This is a genomic window from Citrobacter sp. Marseille-Q5395, assembly GCF_947057495.1.
Classification (GTDB): domain Bacteria; phylum Pseudomonadota; class Gammaproteobacteria; order Enterobacterales; family Enterobacteriaceae; genus Citrobacter; species Citrobacter murliniae.
Map to the genome: position 1 here is coordinate 47,616 of NZ_CAMSEL010000015.1, position 19,508 is coordinate 67,123.

The window sequence follows — 19,508 nt, forward strand, 5'->3', positions numbered from 1 at the left end:
CGGCACTGTTGCTGTATGGATTAACAGGAGTGTAATCAAACTGAGTCGATTTTGCACCTGTTCCGTGTTAGCGCGTCTTAATAACCAGACGATTGCTCTGTTTTACTTCTTCCATAACCACGTAAGTACGTGTGTCATTCACGCCAGGCAGACGCAGCAGGGTTTCCCCTAATAGCTTACGGTAAGCTGACATATCCGGTACGCGTGTTTTCAGCAGGTAGTCGAAATCACCGGACACCAAATGACATTCTTGAATTTCTTCAAGTTTTTGTACTGCAGAGTTAAATTGCTCAAACACATCCGGGGCGCCACGATTCAGAGTAATCTCAACAAAAACCAGAAGTGATGCATCCAGATAATGCGGGTTCAACAGCGCTGTATAGCCCTGAATAAAACCCTGTCTTTCCAACCGACGCACACGCTCAAGGCAGGGCGTTGGTGAAAGTCCCACTCGTTTAGAAAGCTCGACGTTAGAAATACGCCCATCCTTTTGCAGCTCATTAAGAATGTTACGATCGATACGGTCGAGATCTTTGCCAGGGCGCTTCTTACTATCTACCATTATTATTGTCTCTCTGTATTCCTTCCCTACTCCTGCCTGACTCTACAAACATCACTGTTTAGAGCCGCTACCCATCATAATAACCCGAAACCCAGAGGGATTTACGGTGCGCAATGCCTGGGTTTACGGTGAGAAGACCGTTGCCTGTCGGCGGCTATCGACATCACGAATGGCATCTGTCCACGCCATGCGTAGATTTCGCTAACTCGGTAAACATGTTATCTACATGCATGATTATGCAGCATATACATGACACAGTTTTTTTCTTCCTTGAATGTTTTCGCAAAACAGCAGGGGATTGTCAAAGCAAAACATCGATTTTTAGTACAACATGCCAGTTATTCATTGGGAGTGATGGAAAATCGTCATTTTATCACCTTATAACTGACCGATTTTAAGTAGAAATCGTTATAATATTACCGTCGTTTTTAGCAATCATCGGTTTCTGCTATTACACATATTGTTAACAAAATCGCCATACTCTTTTTTTACGTTCGTAAATTCCCTACAATCCTGCTCATTGCCTGCCAACAACTATGGGGATCTCATGGGCACGACCAAACACAGTAAACTTCTTATTCTGGGCTCAGGCCCTGCGGGATACACCGCCGCGGTCTATGCTGCGCGTGCAAACCTGCAACCGGTGTTGATTACCGGTATGGAAAAAGGTGGTCAGTTGACCACAACGACAGAAGTGGAAAACTGGCCTGGCGATCCGCACGATCTCACTGGCCCGTTGCTGATGGAGCGTATGCACGAACACGCGACGAAATTTGAAACCGAAATCATTTTTGATCACATTAGTAAAGTTGATCTGCAAAATCGTCCGTTTCGCCTGACCGGTGACAGCGGCGAATATACTTGCGATGCACTGATTATCGCCACTGGCGCTTCAGCACGCTATCTTGGTTTACCTTCAGAAGAGGCATTTAAAGGCCGCGGCGTTTCCGCCTGTGCGACCTGTGACGGTTTCTTCTATCGTAACCAAAAGGTTGCGGTTATTGGCGGTGGTAATACCGCTGTAGAAGAAGCATTGTACCTGGCGAATATCGCTTCTGAGGTTCATTTGATCCACCGTCGCGACAGCTTCCGTGCTGAGAAAATCCTCATCAAACGTTTGATGGATAAAGTCGAGAACGGCAACATTGTGCTGCACACTCACCGCACTCTGGAAGAAGTTACCGGCGATCAAATGGGTGTGACCGGACTGCGTCTGCGTGATACCCAGAATACTGACAACGTTGAGTCTCTCGACGTCGCAGGATTATTTGTCGCTATCGGCCACAGCCCGAACACCGCCATTTTCGACGGTCAGCTTGAACTGGAAAACGGCTACATCAAAGTCCAGTCCGGCATTCATGGCAATGCAACGCAAACCAGCATTCCTGGCGTATTCGCAGCCGGCGACGTAATGGATCATATCTATCGTCAGGCGATTACCTCGGCAGGTACGGGGTGTATGGCTGCCCTCGATGCTGAACGCTATCTTGATGGTCTGGCTGACGCCTGCAAATAGTTTTTACAAATCAGTAACAAAAGTAAAAAAGGCGACTATAAGTCGCCTTTATTTTTGCCTCGTTGTAACATTGTCCTGCCCAAAAATTCCAATAACTCACCTGCTAAGCGAGCAATGAATAAAACCCGTCAAAAAGAGCTAACCCACTGGTTAAAACAGCAAAGTGTCATTTCACAACGCTGGCTAAATATTTCACGTCTGCTGGGATTCGTGAGCGGGCTGTTAATTGTCGCTCAGGCCTGGCTCATGGCTCGTATTCTTGAGCATATGATCATGGACAACATTCCCCGAGAGGCCCTTCTCCTCCCCTTCATCGTGCTGGTATTGATATTTATCCTGCGTGCTTGGGTTGTCTGGTTACGTGAGCGAGTCGGTTTCCATGCGGGACAACACATTCGCTTTGAAATTCGCCGTCAAGTTCTGGACCGCCTGCAGCAGGCAGGTCCGGCATGGATACAAGGTAAACCCGCCGGGAGTTGGGCCACCCTGGTGCTGGAACAGATTGACGATATGCATGATTACTATGCGCGTTATCTGCCGCAAATGGCGCTTGCCGTCTGTGTACCTATATTAATTGTGGCAGCAATTTTCCCTTCAAACTGGGTAGCCGCCCTTATCCTGCTGGGCACCGCACCGCTGATCCCGCTCTTTATGGCAATGGTCGGTATGGGAGCAGCAGATGCTAACCGTCGTAATTTTCAGGCACTTGCCAGACTCAGTGGCCATTTCCTCGACCGCTTAAGGGGCATGGAGACGCTGAGAATATTTGGTCGCGGAGAAGCTGAAACAGAAAGCATTCGCGCCGCATCGCAAGATTTTCGTCAGCGCACCATGGAAGTCCTGCGTCTTGCGTTCCTTTCCTCGGGTGTACTGGAGTTTTTCACGTCACTGTCGATCGCCCTGGTGGCGGTTTATTTCGGTTTTTCTTACCTCGGCGAACTCAACTTCGGTCATTACGGAACTGGCGTAACGCTGGCTGCTGGTTTCCTGGCTCTGATCCTTGCCCCAGAATTTTTCCAGCCTTTGCGCGATCTGGGTACGTTTTACCACGCGAAAGCACAAGCGGTAGGTGCTGCAGATAGTCTGAAAACATTCATGGAAACGCCGCTTGCTCACCCTGAGCGTGGTGACATTGAGTTAGCAGCAAAAGAAGCCGTTTCGATTGAAGCGGAAGATCTGGTCATTACATCGCCGGAAGGCAAAGTTCTGGCTGGGCCACTCAATTTTTCTCTGCCAGCAGGTCAACGTGCGGTGCTGGTTGGTCGTAGTGGCTCAGGTAAAAGCTCCCTTCTGAACGTTCTGTCCGGTTTTCTCTCTTATCAGGGGTCATTGCGGATTAACGGCTTTGAGCTTCGCGATTTATCGCCTGACTCCTGGCGTAAACAGCTCTCATGGGTTGGTCAAAACCCGCAACTTCCCGCCGCGACGTTACGAGATAATGTGCTGCTGGCACGTCCTGATGCCAGTGAACAACAGCTTCAGGCCGCGCTCGACAGTGCCTGGGTAAGCGAGTTTTTACCTTTGCTTCCTCAGGGTGTAGATACGCCAGTAGGCGATCAGGCGGCTCGACTTTCTGTCGGACAAGCACAACGCGTTGCCGTTGCCCGCGCTCTGCTTAATCCGTGTCAGTTACTGCTGCTCGACGAACCCGCTGCCAGCCTTGATGCTCACAGTGAACAACGCGTAATGCAGGCATTGAATGCCGCATCACGCCGCCAGACCACGCTGATGGTGACGCACCAACTCGAAGATCTTGCCGACTGGGATGCTATCTGGGTCATGCAGGATGGACAAATCGTCGAGCAAGGCACTTATGCTCAACTTAGCGCAGCCAACGGCGCTTTTGCGACGTTGCTGGCTCACCGTCAGGAGGATATCTGAATGCGCGCCTTGCTACCCTATCTGACGCTGTATAAACGTCACAAATGGATGTTAACGCTAGGTATTGTTCTGGCGATAATCACGCTGCTGGCAAGTATCGGTTTGCTGACCCTGTCAGGCTGGTTCCTTTCCGCCTCCGCAGTTGTTGGCGTGACCGGGATTTACAGTTTTAACTACATGCTCCCGGCGGCAGGCGTTCGGGGAGCAGCAATCACCCGAACCGCAGGCCGTTATTTTGAGCGACTGGTCAGCCACGACGCGACATTCCGCGTGCTGCAGCACCTGCGTATTTATACCTTTAGCAAACTGCTGCCGCTTTCTCCTGCTGGTCTGGCCCGGTATGGCCAGGGGGAGTTGCTTAACCGTGTGGTTGCTGATGTCGACACGCTCGATCATCTCTATTTACGCGTGCTCTCCCCGCTAACAGGGGCATTTGTGGTCATCGTGGTAGTGACGCTGGGACTTAGCGTTCTCGATCTAACTCTGGCGATCACACTTGGCGGTATTATGCTGCTCACCTTGTTTATTTTGCCCCCAATCTTTTATCAGGCCGGAAAAAGCACCGGGCAAAGTCTGACGCATCTGCGCGGTCAATATCGTCAGCAGTTAACTTCATGGTTGCAGGGGCAGGCTGAACTCACCATTTTTGGTGCCAGCGAACGCTATCGTGCACAAATGGAAGCGACGGAAATGCAGTGGCATGAAGCTCAGCGTCGTCAGTCTGAATTAACCGCGCTGTCCCAAGCTGTCATGCTACTCGTTGGCGCTCTGGCCGTAATAATGATGTTATGGATGGCCTCTGGCGGTGTGGGCGGAAATACCCAACCGGGTGCACTGATTGCCCTGTTTGTCTTCTGCGCGCTGGCTGCTTTTGAAGCTCTGGCGCCTGTCACCGGGGCGTTTCAGCATCTTGGCCAGGTGATTGCTTCGGCTCTGCGTATCACTGAACTGAGCGAACAGCAGCCGGAAGTCACCTTCCCTGAGGCGGGCTCCTCGGTCACTGAACAAATAACGCTCACGCTGCGCGACGTTTCTTTCAGCTACCCTGGACAGGCGCAAAACGCGCTGGATACTCTTTCCTTGCAGGCTAAACCCGGTGAGCATATTGCGATTCTTGGTCGTACCGGCTGCGGAAAGTCAACGCTTCTGCAATTGCTGACGCGTGCCTGGGACCCACAAAGCGGCGAAATTCTGATCAACGATCAGCCAATTTCGGCCTTAAGTGAATCCAGTCTGCGTCAAAGCATCAGCGTTGTGCCGCAACGCGTGCATCTGTTCAGCGCGACATTACGCGATAACCTGCTGCTGGCCGCACCACACGCCAGTGATGAGGTATTGTCCGGAATGCTCAGCCGGGTCGGTCTGGAAAAGCTGCTGGCGGATGATGGACTTAACGCCTGGTTAGGTGAAGGTGGTCGTCAACTTTCAGGTGGCGAACTCCGCCGTCTGGCCATCGCTCGTGCATTGTTGCACGATGCCCCATTGATGCTGCTGGATGAACCCACCGAAGGGCTGGATGCCACAACAGAAAGCCAAATGCTTGAATTAATTGGCGATGTGATGCGAGATAAAACCGTACTGATGGTTACGCATCGTCTGCGCGGGCTGTCACGTTTTGATCAAATAATAGTGATGGACAACGGACACATTATTGAGCAAGGTAATCACGCAGATCTGTTAGCCCGGCAGGGTCGTTATTACCAGTTTAAGCAACGTCTGTAAGCTATTATTGAACGATCCGACTCGCGTAGTGGAGTTTCGCTGTCATGCGCCTGGTGCAACTTTCTCGTAATTCTATCGCCTTCCCGTCGCCGGAAGGCGCTTTACGCGAACCTAACGGTTTGTTGGCGCTTGGCGGCGATCTCAGCCCTGCCCGCTTGCTCATGGCATACCAGCGCGGGATTTTCCCGTGGTTTTCACCTGGCGACCCGATCCTCTGGTGGTCACCCGATCCGCGAGCTATTTTGTGGCCTGAGACATTTCATATTAGCCGCAGCATGAAACGTTTTCATAAACATTCACCTTATCGCGTAACTCTCAATTATGCATTTGGCCAGGTTATTGAAGGCTGTGCAAATGACCGGGAAGAAGGCACCTGGATAACGCATGATGTGGTTGACGCATACCATCGACTCCATGAACTGGGCCATGCTCATTCTATTGAGGTATGGCGGCAAAACGAATTAGTGGGCGGTATGTACGGCGTATCACAAGGTACACTTTTCTGTGGCGAATCGATGTTCAGTCGTCAGGAAAATGCTTCCAAGACCGCACTGCTTGTATTTTGCGCTGAATTTATACGTCAGGGTGGAAAACTCATCGACTGCCAGGTGTTAAATAGCCATACAGCGTCGCTGGGCGCAGTTGAAACTCCCCGGCGGGAGTACCTTGAACACCTGAGCAGACTGCGCCAGCAGCGGCTACCCAGCCATTTTTGGGTGCCGAGAACGTTATTTTCACCTCAGGTGTGAATGTTTTCGGCACATTTTTTGTCGGGGTGTTATAATTGTGCCGCAGAGTTGGTTTAGCCCATTACCCCGCCGCCGTTAAGGAACAGTTCGCGTCAGGCAACGCCTATCGTTTATCTCATCGTTCCCTTACACGTTGCGCTTTTAGTGCGGCTTTGCCGTGTGTGGTTAGAGTAATGCGCCAAACCTGATTTGCTGTGTTTTAAACGCGCAAATCTTTACTTATTAAAAGAACTTCGGCATTATCTTGCCGGTTCAAATTACGGTAGTGATACCCCAGAGGATTAGATGGCCAAAGAAGACAATATTGAAATGCAGGGTACCGTTCTCGATACGTTACCTAATACCATGTTCCGCGTAGAGTTAGAAAACGGTCACGTGGTTACTGCACACATCTCCGGTAAAATGCGTAAAAACTATATCCGCATCCTGACGGGCGACAAAGTGACTGTTGAGCTGACCCCGTACGACCTGAGCAAAGGCCGCATTGTCTTCCGTAGTCGCTGATTGTTTTCACGCCAGACCGGCGTCCAGATAATAAAAGGTCGGTTTAGCCGACCTTTTTTGTGGATCGGGGTTAAGAATTTAATCCTCGATCATTCGCGCATATTCTTCCGTCAGGAAATCCACCAATGCGCGTACCGACGGCAATAATCCCCGGCGTGATGGAAAGACTGCGTGAATAATCTCTCGCTTAGGTTCCCACCCGTCCAGTAATGCCACCAGTTCACCCGCCGCTAATTGATCTTTTACCATCAGTTGCGGAAGTTGAACAACACCAACTCCCGCTATCGCCGCTTCGCGTAATGCCAGCATATCAGTAGTAATCATACGCGGCGTAAAATGAACCTCCGCACGCGCGCCCTGTGGTCCAAATAACTCCCAGCGATGAACATGTTTACCGGATGCCAGACTCAGGCCCGGCCAGCGAGTCAGGTCTGCTGGAGAGTGTAAAGCGCCCATTTGAGCTATTAATGTCGGGCTGGCATACAGCCGATGTCCCCTGTCCGCAAGCACCCGCATGACCAGATCGCTGTCCTCAAAAGGGCGTGGCCTGACGCGAATCGCAACATCCAGACCTTCCCCTACGACATCAACCCGTCGGTTCGTGGCCTCAAGCTGTACCGACACATCCGGATAACGCGCCATAAACCTGGCCAGCATGGGACCAATATGCACATGCAGCAAAGTGACCGGACAGGTCAGTTTTACAATTCCACGCGGCTCAACCTGCAACGCGGCAATAGCATCCTGTGCCGCCTGCGCTTCCACCAGCATCGCCTTACAATGCTCGTAAAATGTCTGTCCAACTTCAGTGACATTAAATTGCCGGGTAGTTCGTTGAATCAAACGGACGCCCAGTCTCTCCTCCAGTTGCGCAATTCGTCGGCTGAGTTTTGATTTAGGTTCATCCAGCGCTCGCCCGGCAGCAGCGAATCCCCCCTCTTCGACTACATGAACAAACCACGCGAAATCATTGAGATCCAGCTTCGCCATCGCATTGTCCTATTAATGAGACTGTGAAGACTATTTTAGCGACTACTCAGCTCGCTGTCATGAATATAAGCTTATTCACATCAAGCTAATGCCCATGAGGAGACAAATATGAAACAAGTAACAGGCGTCTACACAGCACCTCGCCCACACTGGGTTGGCGATGGATTCCCGGTTCGCTCAATGTTCTCTTACCAGTCTCATGGTGAGCAGTTAAGCCCTTTCCTGCTGCTGGATTATGCCGGTCCGCATACATTCACGCCGGGTAGCGAAAAGCGCGGCGTGGGAGAGCACCCTCATCGTGGCTTTGAAACGGTGACCATTGTTTACAGTGGTGAAGTTGAACATCGCGATTCAACGGGTCGCGGCGGCGTTATCGGCCCGGGTGACGTGCAGTGGATGACGGCGGGGGCCGGGATCTTACACGAAGAGTTCCATTCGCCTGAATTTACCCGTAAAGGCGGCGAGCTGGAAATGGTACAGCTGTGGGTGAATCTGCCAGCAAAAGACAAAATGACTGCGCCGGGTTACCAGGGTATCAGCAGCGACGTCATCCCTACGGTCACCCTGCCAGATGATGCTGGTACTGTTCGCGTTATTGCGGGTAGCTATCAGGACATAAAAGGTCCGGCACATACGTTCTCCCCGTTAAATGTCTGGGATATGCACCTGCAACGCAACCATCAGGTCATGTTGCCCCAGCCTGAAGGATGGAGCACCGCACTGGTCGTACTGAAAGGAAATATTAGTGTCAACGGCACCACGCCCGCGAGTGAAGCGCAGCTAGTGGTATTAAGCCAGCAAGGTAAAACAGTACACATTGAAGCCAGCAGCGATGCCAGCGTGCTGCTTCTATCTGGCGAACCGTTGAATGAGCCGATTGTAGGTTACGGCCCGTTTGTGATGAACACGAAACAAGAAATCGCTAAAGCCGTACGCGATTTTAACTCCGGCCGCTTTGGCCAAATCTGAATCGAAGGAGAATACGATGTCCAGTCCTGCAAATTTTAATGGTTCACGCCCGGTCATTGATGTGAATGATTCGATCATGCTGCTTATCGATCACCAGAGTGGACTCTTCCAGACCGTAGGCGATATGCCAATGCCGGAACTTCGCGCTCGTGCCGCCGCGCTGGCGAAAATGGCAACTCTGGCGAAGATGCCAGTGATTACAACCGCATCTGTCCCACAAGGCCCCAATGGTCCATTGATACCGGAGATCCACGCCAACGCGCCACATGCCCAATACGTGGCGCGTAAAGGTGAGATCAACGCCTGGGACAACGAAGACTTTGTTAATGCTGTAAAAGCGACGGGGCGTAAGACTCTGATTATCGCCGGTACCATTACCAGCGTATGCATGGCTTTCCCGGCCATCAGCGCAGTTGCGGAGGGTTATAAAGTCTTCGCCGTGATCGACGCATCGGGTACATACAGTAAAATGGCGCAGGAAATCACCCTCGCGCGTGTTGTTCAGGCTGGTGTCGTACCAATGGATACCGCAGCAGTCGCCTCCGAACTGCAGGGTACATGGAACCGTGAAGACGCCGCAGAATGGGCGGAAGTGTATACAAAAGTATTCCCGGCTTATCAGTTACTGATCGAAAGCTACAGCAAAGCCCAGGAGGTCGTGACAAACGGCGAAAAACTGGACTCTCAGCGCTAATAATATTCTCCGTGCTTGTCAGAGCGAAGAATATGTACATTGCGTGACCAAACGAGTATGAACGCGTAAATTCTGCTTGACCGTTTTAGCGCAACTCCCTATAGTAGCGCCCCGTTGCCCCCCAAGCGGTCAGGCAGCAATACAATATGGTGAGGTGTCCGAGTGGCTGAAGGAGCACGCCTGGAAAGTGTGTATACGGCAACGTATCCGGGGTTCGAATCCCCGCCTCACCGCCATATTTGAAGAAGAGCTCGTACGCAAGTACGGGCTTTTTTTTCGCCTGTGACCCGTCCAGGGGGATGAGAATCCCCGGCCGGGGTTCGACAACTTTCGCAGCCAGTTGGACAGACCGCGAACGCAGAGAGTGGGCTGCCCCAGACGGGCGAGCGAAGCGCGTCAATCCCCGCTTCACCGCCATATTTGAAGAAGAGCTCGTACTCAAGTACGGGCTTTTTTTTCGCCTGTTGCGCATGTCAGATACGATGCAAGCAGCGCATCCGGCATTCTCGTTGATTAAAATGAATTATCGTCTGCTGAACAACGTTAACACTTCATAATGGGCGGTATGAGGGAACATATCGAATATCTGCACGCGTTCAATGTGGTATTCCGACAGCTCGCGAATATCTTTTGCCATCGTTTGCGGATTACAGCTGGAATACACAATAAAACGTGGCGCCATTCTGGAGAGAAAATCACACAGTGGTTTTCCAATTCCACGACGCGGCGGATTAACCAGCACCAGATCAGGCACTTCTTCCTGCGCCGTGGCAAATTGAGTCGAGTCCAGCGCCTGGAAATGCAGGTTCTGTAGCCCGAGTTCCTGGGCAGACTGTTTTGCACAGGTGATCGCCTCTGGCGCGATTTCAATACCCGTCAGTTTCATCTGTGGCGTAGCGCAATGCAGACCAAAGCCCCCGACACCGCAAAATAGATCCCACATATGGTTAACCGGAAGCTGACGGACCCAGTTACGGGCCGTGGCATATAAACGACTGGCCACCTCCGGGTTGGTCTGAAAGAAGCTCTGCGGGCGTATCCACAACGGAACATTGTTGAAGCGTTCTGCCAGCGCCTGCTGTTCTGTCAGGAAGATTTCCATCTCCCCTTCCATAATCGCCATATGCACCGGCTGAATATTGGCCGTAATCACCTTCAACTGTGGTAGTTGTTCCTGCAGCCACGGCAGCGCAGTGCGCAGCTGTGCCAGTTTAGCGTCTGAACGTAAGACAAAACGCAGCATCATGCCGCCATCGAACTGACTTTCGGTTAACAGAATATATTTGAGCTCTCCCCGCTTGCGTGCAACGTTGTAAGGAGTAAGCCCTGCGCGCGCAATGAAGGGCTTTAACACTGCAAATACCGGGGAAAATGAAGTGGGATAGAGCGGGCAATCGCACAAATCCTCTGGCGTGCCGTCGCGATGCAGCATACCCAACAGCGGTTTTTCCACGCTGCCGCTGACCACCATTTTAGCTTTATTACGAAAAGCGCTTTCCGCACCACTGACCGGTGCGCACCATTCCCCGACCGAAAAATCGACCAGCAAATTCTGGAGATCGGCTGTTTTAGTGGAGAGTTGATCGCCAACTGGCTGTGTTATCCACTGACAGGAACGACAGCGTCCGGCGTCATAAAGTGCGCACTGCATACGGAAACCTTCAAATTAACAGGGGCGAAGATTATACACGTTATTGCAAACGGAAGAACCGCCGACTGGACGCAGGAACAAAGAGAAGCAGCAACACCAGCATATCCGGCAATTTTTGCATCACCAGCGTGTGGAATATTTCGCGCTTAGACTCCCCTGCGATACTGAACAGTTCCGGATACCCGTAACCGAGTGACGCCGCCCACAGGTAACCTGAGGCAATCACCTGGGTAAGCAAGTAGAGCCAGCGTGCCCAGTTACGTCCTTTCACCAGGGAGAATGCACAGTAAATTTCAATAAAAACCAGCACCAGGCTGCTCAAAAATACCAGCGTCAAATCCCAGGTCTGCACGCTGCGATGAATAAACTCGCTCGTCCCGCGAACACCAAGCGTATTAAAAATCATCAACAGATCGAGGCAACGGATCATGATAATAGCAAGCGCCGCCACCTGCACCAGAGCAGGTACGTTCAGGCGTGCATGTGATGTGGATGATTTCTTAAAAAATCCCAACGCGTCGTCTTCCGTGAAAACGGTGCAACGGGAAACGCTGCACCGTGTAGACAGGTTGGCAGATTTTAGTTTTTTCAGCTGCGTCTTGCACGCTGGATATCGCGTAACCGCTGTTTTTCTGTTCGCGCCATCAGATACCACGCGATAAATCCGATAATTCCTACCACACCAAGGATGAGCGTAGCCAACGCGTTAATCTCCGGATTGACCCCCATACGTACGCTGGAGAACACCAGCATTGGCAGGGTCGTCGCTCCCGGACCAGACACAAAACTGGCGATCACCAGATCATCCAACGACAGCGTGAAGGCCAACAACCAACCGGAAATTACCGCTGGCATAATCATCGGCAACGTGATGACAAAAAAGACCTTCACCGGCGTCGCACCAAGATCCATCGCCGCTTCTTCAATTGAGTGATCCAGTTCGCGCAAACGCGAAGAGATAACCACCGCAACATACGCCGTACAGAACGTGACGTGCGCCAGCCAGATGGTCAACATGCCACGATCCGCTGGCCAGCCAATCGCATGTGCCATTGCCACAAACAACAACAACAACGATAAACCGGTAATGACATCCGGCATAACCAGTGGTGCGGTAATCATAAAGGCAAAACCATTAGATCCACGGAAACGACCAAAACGCACCATCACGACAGCGGCAATAGTACCGAGGATCGCCGCCATCGTCGCAGCACAAGCTGCAATCGTTAAGCTCATACCAACTGCACTTATCATCGCAGTATCGCGGAAAAGCTCGCCGTACCAGCGCGTTGACCAACCAGCCCAGACCGTCACCAGTTTGGAGCTGTTGAACGAATAGATAACCAACATCAACATCGGTGCGTACAGGAAGGTAAATCCCAACACCAGAATAAAAATACGCCACGGCGAGCGAACGACCGGTAAGTTATTCATCCGTGTTCCCCCACGCTTTTTTGCTGATATTTATGGAACCACATGATCGGCACAATCAGTAACAGCAGCATAATAATGGCGACAGCGGATGCCACCGGCCAGTCACGATTGTTGAAAAACTCCTGCCACAACACGCGACCAATCATAATGCTGTCCGGGCCACCAAGCAGCTCAGGGATCACGAACTCTCCCACCGACGGAATAAACACCAGCATTGAACCGGCGATGATCCCTCCCTTGGTCAACGGCACAATCACGCTAAAGAAGGTTTTCAACGGTCTGGCTCCCAAATCCAGCGCAGCTTCCACCAGCGAATAATCAATACGCGTTAATGCGGTGTATATTGGCAGCACCATAAATGGCAAATAGGCATAAACAATCCCAATATAAACTGCCAGATTGGTATGCAGGATCGTCAGTGGCTGATCGATAACGCCGAGCCACATCAGGAAATTGTTCAATACCCCGTTATTTTTCAGGATCCCCATCCAGGCATACACGCGAATCAAAAAAGAGGTCCAGGACGGCAGGATCACCAGCAATAGCAAAATATTACGCGTTGACGGTTTACTGTGCGCCACGGCCCATGCCAATGGATAGCCCAGCAACAGGCAACAGATCGTCGAAATCCCCGCCACCTGCAAAGACTGCAGATAAGCATCAAAATAGAGCGGATCATCCGTTAGCTGCAGGAAGTTGCCCAGATTGAGCGTAATGGATAATTGGTCATCAACCCAGCCTACAAGGTCAGTATACGGGGGAATAGCCCGCGCCATCTCTGACAGGCTGATCTTAAAAACAATCAAAAACGGCAACAAAAACAGGAGCACCAGCCAAACATACGGCAGCGCAATCACCAGCTTGCGCCCGTGCTTCATCTGCATCCGCGACATAAACAGCGTGAAACGGCCCGCTTTGTCCACACTAGCCGGAGGTTCAAGTGTACTCATCTTCACTCCTTAAACCGTCAACACCACACAGCTGTCCGCATCCCAACACAAACGTACTTCATCGCCCCAGGTCGGTAGCCCCTTGCGATAGCGATGTTCGTTTTGTAACTGGGCGCTCAACATCTGGCCGCTTTTTAAACGTACGTGGTATACAGACAAATCACCGAGATAGGCAATGTGTACGACTTCGCCCACCGCAAAGTTATAGCCATCAGCCGGAGGGGCTTCACAGAGCATGATTTTTTCCGGGCGCAGCGCAACATACACTGGCACGTTATCAACAATGGAAACATCGGCATCCACTTTCAGCGGATGAACCAACCCAGGGGAGTCAATAACCAGACCATCTTCCTGACGATCTTTCAGTAGACCTTCAAAAACGTTTACTGAGCCGATAAATTCCGCGCTGTAACGCGTGGTCGGATGCTCATATATTTCTTCAGGCTCGCCGATTTGTACAAACTTGCCACGATTCATAATCGCAATGCGACCCGCCATCGTCATGGCTTCTTCCTGATCGTGTGTCACCATCACGCAGGTAACCCCTACACGCTCGAGGATATCAACCACTTCCAGTTGCATACGGTCACGTAGTTTCTTATCCAGAGCCCCCATCGGCTCATCCAGCAGCAACAGCTTCGGACGTTTTGCCAGGCTTCGCGCCAGCGCCACACGCTGACGCTGACCGCCGGAAAGCTGGTGCGGTTTGCGTTTGGCAAATTCCTGCATATGCACCAGGCCTAACATCTCGTTCACGCGACTGGTAATTTCAGCTTTCGGCAACTTGTCCTGCTTAAGGCCAAAGGCAATGTTCTGCTCCACCGTCATGTGCGGAAACAGCGCGTAGGACTGAAACATCATATTTATCGGGCGCAGATAAGGCGGGACATGCACTAAATCAACACCATCCAGCATAATTTGCCCGGTAGTCGGCAGTTCAAACCCCGCCAGCATGCGTAGCAGGGTCGATTTGCCGCAGCCGGATGCGCCAAGCAGGGCAAATATTTCACCTTTATAGATTGTGAGGCTGACATCATCGACGGCGTGCTGGCCATCAAATGACTTGGTCAGGTTACGAATTTCAAGGAGCGGGGTCAGCGCTTTACGGGTCTTCGCCTGTGGGCGGGAGGTTGCATCATTCACTCAAGTGCTCTCCGGCATAAAACAAAAAAACGGTGCAAATAACGCACCACAATGGTGCGTATTGCCGGGTTATACGTGTTCGGGTATCAATGCAGCCCCGGCGGGCACAAGTACCGCCGGGTCATGTCCCAAACATCGGGTTATTTCCCGCTTTTCACCTTCGTCCAGGCACGGGTACGTACACGATCGATCTTCGGATCCTGCACTTTCAGCGTGAACATCTTGGCTCTTACATCCGCAGGTGGATAGATACCCGGATTGTCCCGAACCTCAGGGCTGACCAACGCCGTCGCTTCTTTGTTAGCATTCGCGTAGAACACGTGATCGGAAATATGGGCAATCACATCCGGACGCAGCAGGTAGTTGAGGAACTGATATGCTTCATCTTTGTTTTTAGCATCCGCAGGCATCGCAAAAACGTCGAAGAACGCCATCGCCCCTTCTTTTGGAATTGAGAAGGAAATATTGACACCATTTTTCGCTTCCTTAGCACGGTTAGCGGCCTGCCATACATCCCCTGCCCAGCCGATTGCTACGCAGGTATCGCCGTTAGCCAGATCGTTAATGTATTGAGAAGAGTGGAAGTAGCGAATGTTCGGACGCAGCTTCAACAGCAGGTCCGTCGCCGGCCCGGTGTAATCATCTGCTTTGGTACTGTTTGGATCTTTCCCCAAATAATTCAGCACAGTGGCAAATACTTCTTCGGGCGCATCCAGGAAAGAAACACCGCAGCTTTTAAGTTTTTCAAGATTTTCCGGTTTAAGGATCAGATCCCAACTATTAACCGGAGCATCAGCCCCCAGCACCGCTTTAACTTTATCCACGTTGTAACCAATACCGGTGGTTGCCCACATATACGGCATGGCAAACTTATTGTCAGGATCGTGTTTCGCTACCAGTTTCAGCAGTTCGGGATCGAGGTTCTTCCAGCCAGGAAGTTTACTTTTATCCAGCGGCTGAAATACTCCCGCAGTGAGTTGACGCTCAAGAAAGCTGGCTGAAGGTACCACCAGATCAAAACCGGTGCTGCCAGCCATCAGCTTACCTTCCAGCACCTCGTTGGAGTCGAATACGTCATAAACCACTTTAATCCCGGTCTCTTTTTCAAAATTCGCCACCGTATCCGGAGCGATATAATCAGACCAGTTATAAATATGCAGTGTTTTTTGTTCAGCAGCGAGCGTGCCGGCAGAGATAGCCATCAGAGCACCCGCAACCAGGCCTGATAACCATTTTTTATTTAAGGCGGTCATAATCTCTTTCCTTCTGAAAGTTCGTTAACAAACGAACAAAAAAGTCACACTCCACGATATGCAAGAAATGTGCATATTTTTTCATTGGGCACCGATGAGAAGAAGGGCTTCTCCCCATGCCGCTATGGCTCGCTGATCAACGCGAAATCATTCACTATGCATAGTGGCTATCAGTCAGCTCACAGGGGCAGATGAAGGATGACGTTTAAGAGCCTCGCAAGAATAACTTTAGCCAGGATTCAAGGATATAGCTCAGATTAAAAAACGTCTTTTATCAATTTTTTATGCAGGTTTTGTCTATGACATAAAGCGGAAGGCAAAGAATTGAAGTGAATAATTCTTTAATAAAAGGTTAAATGCAGAATAAAAAAATGCAATACGCAACCGCTATGGCAGCGGCTGCGTTAAATGTGTCACTGCTAAGAAAGAATTAATGGAGGAAATGGTTTTCGGTGCTGCTATTTTGCGCATCTTCTTCGGCGTTAAACAACAGCTGGTGTGCCCCGGCCTCAAGGATCACCATCGATATCTGCTCTTCACTCTGACGAACAAAACATTCAAACTGCTCGAAAGTCACGCCAGGCATAACGGATAAAGACTGGCAAACCACCAGCTTTGGCAGATTATCATCCTGCATATCTAAAAACGCTTTCACCGTCAGCGAACTGGCATTAATAGCAGACAGATCGGCCGCAAGCGGCAGCAGTGCAGAAGGTCTGACTTCCGCCATTGCAGAGAACAGAATGACGTTATCTACCAAATCAATTTTCGCATCAAAGATGCCGTCGAAGTTCTGCATGTGTGGTAAATGCAGCGCCTGACAGGTATCGCATTCAAAAAAACTCATGCCCAGGTCGTCGAGCCATTGACGCAACGTATCCAGAGTGGGAACGACCAGTGATGTCATAATAATGTGCGACCTCTTACGATGAAAAAATTACCGGCACAGCTTACGCAAAAAGACCGTGTCATACCACGATCGCAATCGATATTGCGCTTAACCGCCGATTTTAAGACAGAATTCAGGTGTTGCGTGACGTTCGATCCACTGGATCATCCGCGCAGCAATATCTATCCCTGTAGTTTTCTCCACGCCTTCCAATCCAGGAGAAGCGTTGACTTCCATGACCAGTGGCCCGCGATCTGCGCGCAGAATATCAACCCCCGCCACATCCAGCCCCATTGTCTGAGCGGCTTTGATGGCGATCTCCCTTTCGCGAGACGTGATATTTGCAATACTGGCAACTCCGCCACGATGGAGATTAGAACGAAAATCACCATCTTTCGCCCGACGCTCAATGGCGGCCACAACCTCGTCACCTACAACGAAACAGCGGATATCGCGGCCTTTCGCTTCTTTAATGTATTCCTGAACCAGTATATGGGCATTCAACCCACGAAACGCATCCACAACGCTCTCTGCAGCCTGACGCGTTTCGGCCAGCACTACACCGATGCCCTGTGTGCCTTCGACCAACTTCACCACCAACGGTGCCCCACCGACCATATCAATCATGTCGCTGGTATCATCCGGCGAGTGTGCAATCCCGGTGATGGGGAGATCTATCCCCTGGCGCGCCAGCAGTTGTAACGAACGCAGCTTATCGCGCGCACGGGTAATTGCTACCGATTCATTCAGCGGATAGCTGCCCAGTATCTCAAACTGACGTAACGCAGCAGTTCCATAAAAAGTAATGGCCGAGCCAATCCTTGGGATGACTGCGTCAAAATGGGGTAGCTGGCGGCCCTTATAATGAATAGAAGAAGCCGCCGGGCTAATGTTCATATAGCAAGAAAGGGGATCGATAATTTCTACCAGGTGGCCGCGATGCATCGCCGCTTCACGCAGGCGTTTACACGAATAGAGCGTTCCGTCCCGGGACAAAATGGCAATTTTCACCCTGCACCTCTCTGAAAGACCTGGTAAAAGCTGACGTATCATACACCGGGTTAGAATCTTTAGCGCGTCGCCCAACCTTGTTTATGCAAATATTCCAGGATAAAGGGGCGACTTTCTTTAATGATGGTACGGCGGATGTGATCGCTCCAGGTATCGCGACGCGTGTTACTGCCACGGGTCAGATAGTACTGCGCGAGCTGTTCATCATATTGCGCCAGAATGTCCTTATCGAGCGGTTGGTACTGATTTTCATGCACGACGATTGCAGCAGGCAATCGCGGTTTGATGTCCGGGTTATCGGCAGGCCAGCCGAGACAAAGACCAAACAACGGTAAGACGTGCTGCGGGAGTTTCAGGAGCTCGGAGACTGCCTCAATATTATTGCGCAGGCCACCAATATAGACGCCTCCGAGTCCCAACGATTCCGCGGCCGTTAGCGCATTTTGCGCCATCATAGCCGTATCAACCACGCCCAGCAGCAGTTGTTCCGCCAGCCCTAACTGAGCATCCGGGCAGATCTGTAAATGACGATTGAAATCAGCGCAAAACACCCAGAACTCAGCAGCCTGGGCGACATGTTTTTGCCCTCCAGACAAGGTAACCAGCGATTCGCGCAGAGTTTTATCGGTAATCCGAATTATTGTACTGCATTGTAAAAAGCTGGAACTTGAAGTTCCCTGGGCAGCAGCAATAATCGCATCTCGTTGTGCATCCGAAATCGACTCGTCAGTGAAATGGCGAATGGAGCGGTGACCGCGAATTAAATCAATGGTTGGAGTCATCTCTTTTATCTCTGACTGAATGGGAAGTCGCGTCGGATGAACGCGACATCAACTGCGGCGCAAGCAGTCGTGCAATGCGCCACATCAACACCACCGCCGCAGGAAGCATCAGCAATACACCCAAAAAGATCATCACAACGCAGGCTACTGAGCTGTTAAACGGCGCGGGTAAGGTGAGGTAATCGTTAAGCGACAGCAACGCCAGCGCTAACAATACCATACCAATCATTTCCAGAATCAATACGCTCCTGGGTAACACACCAATTGTGCGCATAAGTGGCCTCCCGGTGAAGTGGTGCTTAGTGTATACACTATGAATTTCGGGTTGTACTGAAGCGGCAAGCCCGTGATCTCCAGCAGCATAGATAACTCTATGGCAGGTGTGAACGGATGCAGACCACAAAATGTAGCCTGAAAGACAAAGGGTATAGACTAAGGATATCAAAGCAACAGGCTCAACCTGCTTTCCATCTATCGTAAATCGCGGCATCATAACGGTAATTCGCCATCCGGCCTGATAAGTTCGAGGAGAAAGAGATGTTTGCTGTTATTTTTGGTCGCCCAGGGTGCCCGTATTGCGTGCGCGCAAAAGAATTAGCAGAAAAATTGAGCAATGAGCATGACGATTTTAACTACCGCTACATTGATATCCACGCTGAAGGTATTACCAAAGCGGATCTGGAAAAAACGGTAGGTAAGCCTGTTGAAACCGTACCGCAGATTTTTGTCGATCAAAAACACATCGGCGGCTGCACGGATTTTGAAGCGTGGGCAAAAGAAAATGCGAACCTGTTCGCCTGATTAGTGT

Annotated in this window: 20 protein-coding genes and 1 tRNA gene; 9 read left to right on the forward strand and 12 right to left on the reverse strand. The window is 51.0% G+C overall.

Features of this window, described 5'->3' with window-relative positions:
* Window positions 1–67: 67 nt before the first annotated feature.
* On the reverse strand, window positions 68–562 hold the full coding sequence (gene lrp / locus OH663_RS17005) for a leucine-responsive transcriptional regulator Lrp (RefSeq protein WP_002439523.1): 495 nt from the start codon (window positions 560–562) through the stop codon (window positions 68–70).
* A gap of 547 nt (window positions 563–1,109) precedes the next feature.
* On the opposite strand from lrp, the gene trxB reads away from it, so the two are divergent.
* The 5 genes from trxB (at window position 1,110) to infA (ending at window position 6,934) form a co-directional block, all read left to right on the forward strand.
* On the forward strand, window positions 1,110–2,078 hold the full coding sequence (trxB, locus tag OH663_RS17010; protein WP_045441247.1) for a thioredoxin-disulfide reductase: 969 nt from the start codon (window positions 1,110–1,112) through the stop codon (window positions 2,076–2,078).
* A gap of 114 nt (window positions 2,079–2,192) precedes the next feature.
* Complete coding sequence (gene cydD / locus OH663_RS17015) at window positions 2,193–3,959, forward strand: heme ABC transporter permease/ATP-binding protein CydD (RefSeq protein ID WP_200010731.1); 1,767 nt, start codon at window positions 2,193–2,195, stop codon at window positions 3,957–3,959.
* Window positions 3,960–5,681 (forward strand): heme ABC transporter ATP-binding protein/permease CydC, encoded by a 1,722-nt coding sequence (gene cydC, locus OH663_RS17020; protein WP_200010729.1) that lies wholly within the window; start codon window positions 3,960–3,962, stop codon window positions 5,679–5,681. It abuts the gene before it with no gap.
* A 44-nt stretch (window positions 5,682–5,725) separates the two neighbouring features.
* Entirely contained in the window at window positions 5,726–6,430 is a 705-nt protein-coding gene (aat, locus tag OH663_RS17025) for a leucyl/phenylalanyl-tRNA--protein transferase (protein ID WP_200010726.1), read from the forward strand.
* Window positions 6,431–6,715: 285 nt separating this feature from the next.
* Entirely contained in the window at window positions 6,716–6,934 is a 219-nt protein-coding gene (gene infA / locus OH663_RS17035) for a translation initiation factor IF-1 (RefSeq protein WP_002211347.1), read from the forward strand.
* 78 nt (window positions 6,935–7,012) lie between these two features.
* Here infA and OH663_RS17040 read toward each other — a convergent pair whose 3' ends face one another.
* Window positions 7,013–7,924, reverse strand: coding sequence for a LysR family transcriptional regulator (locus OH663_RS17040; RefSeq protein ID WP_045441243.1), 912 nt, complete (start codon window positions 7,922–7,924; stop codon window positions 7,013–7,015).
* Between the two features lie 108 nt (window positions 7,925–8,032).
* Between OH663_RS17040 and OH663_RS17045 the strand changes: the two genes are divergently transcribed.
* The 3 genes from OH663_RS17045 to OH663_RS17055 all read left to right on the forward strand — a co-directional run bounded on the left by OH663_RS17045 (window position 8,033) and on the right by OH663_RS17055 (window position 9,823).
* A complete protein-coding gene (locus OH663_RS17045; protein ID WP_200010723.1) occupies window positions 8,033–8,893 on the forward strand; it encodes a pirin family protein in 861 nt (286 codons plus the stop codon).
* A gap of 16 nt (window positions 8,894–8,909) precedes the next feature.
* Window positions 8,910–9,587, forward strand: coding sequence for an isochorismatase family protein (locus OH663_RS17050; RefSeq protein ID WP_045441241.1), 678 nt, complete (start codon window positions 8,910–8,912; stop codon window positions 9,585–9,587).
* A gap of 148 nt (window positions 9,588–9,735) precedes the next feature.
* Window positions 9,736–9,823: transfer RNA gene (locus tag OH663_RS17055), tRNA-Ser, on the forward strand.
* A 287-nt stretch (window positions 9,824–10,110) separates the two neighbouring features.
* Here OH663_RS17055 and rlmC read toward each other — a convergent pair.
* The 10 genes from rlmC to OH663_RS17105 all read right to left on the reverse strand — a co-directional run bounded on the left by rlmC (window position 10,111) and on the right by OH663_RS17105 (window position 18,974).
* A complete protein-coding gene (rlmC, locus tag OH663_RS17060) occupies window positions 10,111–11,238 on the reverse strand; it encodes a 23S rRNA (uracil(747)-C(5))-methyltransferase RlmC (protein WP_200010708.1) in 1,128 nt (375 codons plus the stop codon).
* Between the two features lie 40 nt (window positions 11,239–11,278).
* The gene (locus tag OH663_RS17065; RefSeq protein WP_144243096.1) at window positions 11,279–11,806 is read right to left on the reverse strand and encodes a YbjO family protein; all 528 of its coding nucleotides are present in this window, start codon (window positions 11,804–11,806) and stop codon (window positions 11,279–11,281) included.
* A 20-nt stretch (window positions 11,807–11,826) separates the two neighbouring features.
* Entirely contained in the window at window positions 11,827–12,672 is an 846-nt protein-coding gene (gene potI / locus OH663_RS17070) for a putrescine ABC transporter permease PotI (protein WP_200010707.1), read from the reverse strand.
* Window positions 12,669–13,622 carry a putrescine ABC transporter permease PotH gene (gene potH, locus OH663_RS17075; protein WP_200010706.1) on the reverse strand — a complete coding sequence of 318 codons (954 nt, stop codon included), beginning with the start codon at window positions 13,620–13,622 and terminating at the stop codon, window positions 12,669–12,671. The genes potI and potH overlap by 4 nt, the downstream gene beginning before the upstream one ends.
* A 9-nt stretch (window positions 13,623–13,631) precedes the next feature.
* Window positions 13,632–14,765, reverse strand: a complete 1,134-nt coding sequence (potG, locus tag OH663_RS17080) for a putrescine ABC transporter ATP-binding subunit PotG (protein WP_200010705.1) — start codon at window positions 14,763–14,765, stop codon at window positions 13,632–13,634.
* Window positions 14,766–14,905: 140 nt separating this feature from the next.
* Window positions 14,906–16,018 (reverse strand): spermidine/putrescine ABC transporter substrate-binding protein PotF, encoded by a 1,113-nt coding sequence (gene potF / locus OH663_RS17085; protein ID WP_045441235.1) that lies wholly within the window; start codon window positions 16,016–16,018, stop codon window positions 14,906–14,908.
* 430 nt (window positions 16,019–16,448) lie between these two features.
* Window positions 16,449–16,925: a type III secretion system chaperone family protein gene (locus tag OH663_RS17090; protein ID WP_045441234.1), complete on the reverse strand. Its 477-nt coding sequence runs from the start codon at window positions 16,923–16,925 to the stop codon at window positions 16,449–16,451.
* A 90-nt stretch (window positions 16,926–17,015) separates the two neighbouring features.
* Entirely contained in the window at window positions 17,016–17,918 is a 903-nt protein-coding gene (rimK, locus tag OH663_RS17095) for a 30S ribosomal protein S6--L-glutamate ligase (protein WP_045441233.1), read from the reverse strand.
* A gap of 59 nt (window positions 17,919–17,977) precedes the next feature.
* Window positions 17,978–18,700, reverse strand: coding sequence for a nitroreductase NfsA (gene nfsA / locus OH663_RS17100; RefSeq protein WP_045441232.1), 723 nt, complete (start codon window positions 18,698–18,700; stop codon window positions 17,978–17,980).
* Window positions 18,684–18,974, reverse strand: coding sequence for a DUF1418 family protein (locus OH663_RS17105; RefSeq protein WP_045441231.1), 291 nt, complete (start codon window positions 18,972–18,974; stop codon window positions 18,684–18,686). The genes nfsA and OH663_RS17105 overlap by 17 nt, the downstream gene beginning before the upstream one ends.
* A 263-nt stretch (window positions 18,975–19,237) precedes the next feature.
* On the opposite strand from OH663_RS17105, the gene OH663_RS17110 reads away from it, so the two are divergent.
* Window positions 19,238–19,501: a GrxA family glutaredoxin gene (locus OH663_RS17110; protein ID WP_045441230.1), complete on the forward strand. Its 264-nt coding sequence runs from the start codon at window positions 19,238–19,240 to the stop codon at window positions 19,499–19,501.
* Window positions 19,502–19,508 lie beyond the last annotated feature (7 nt).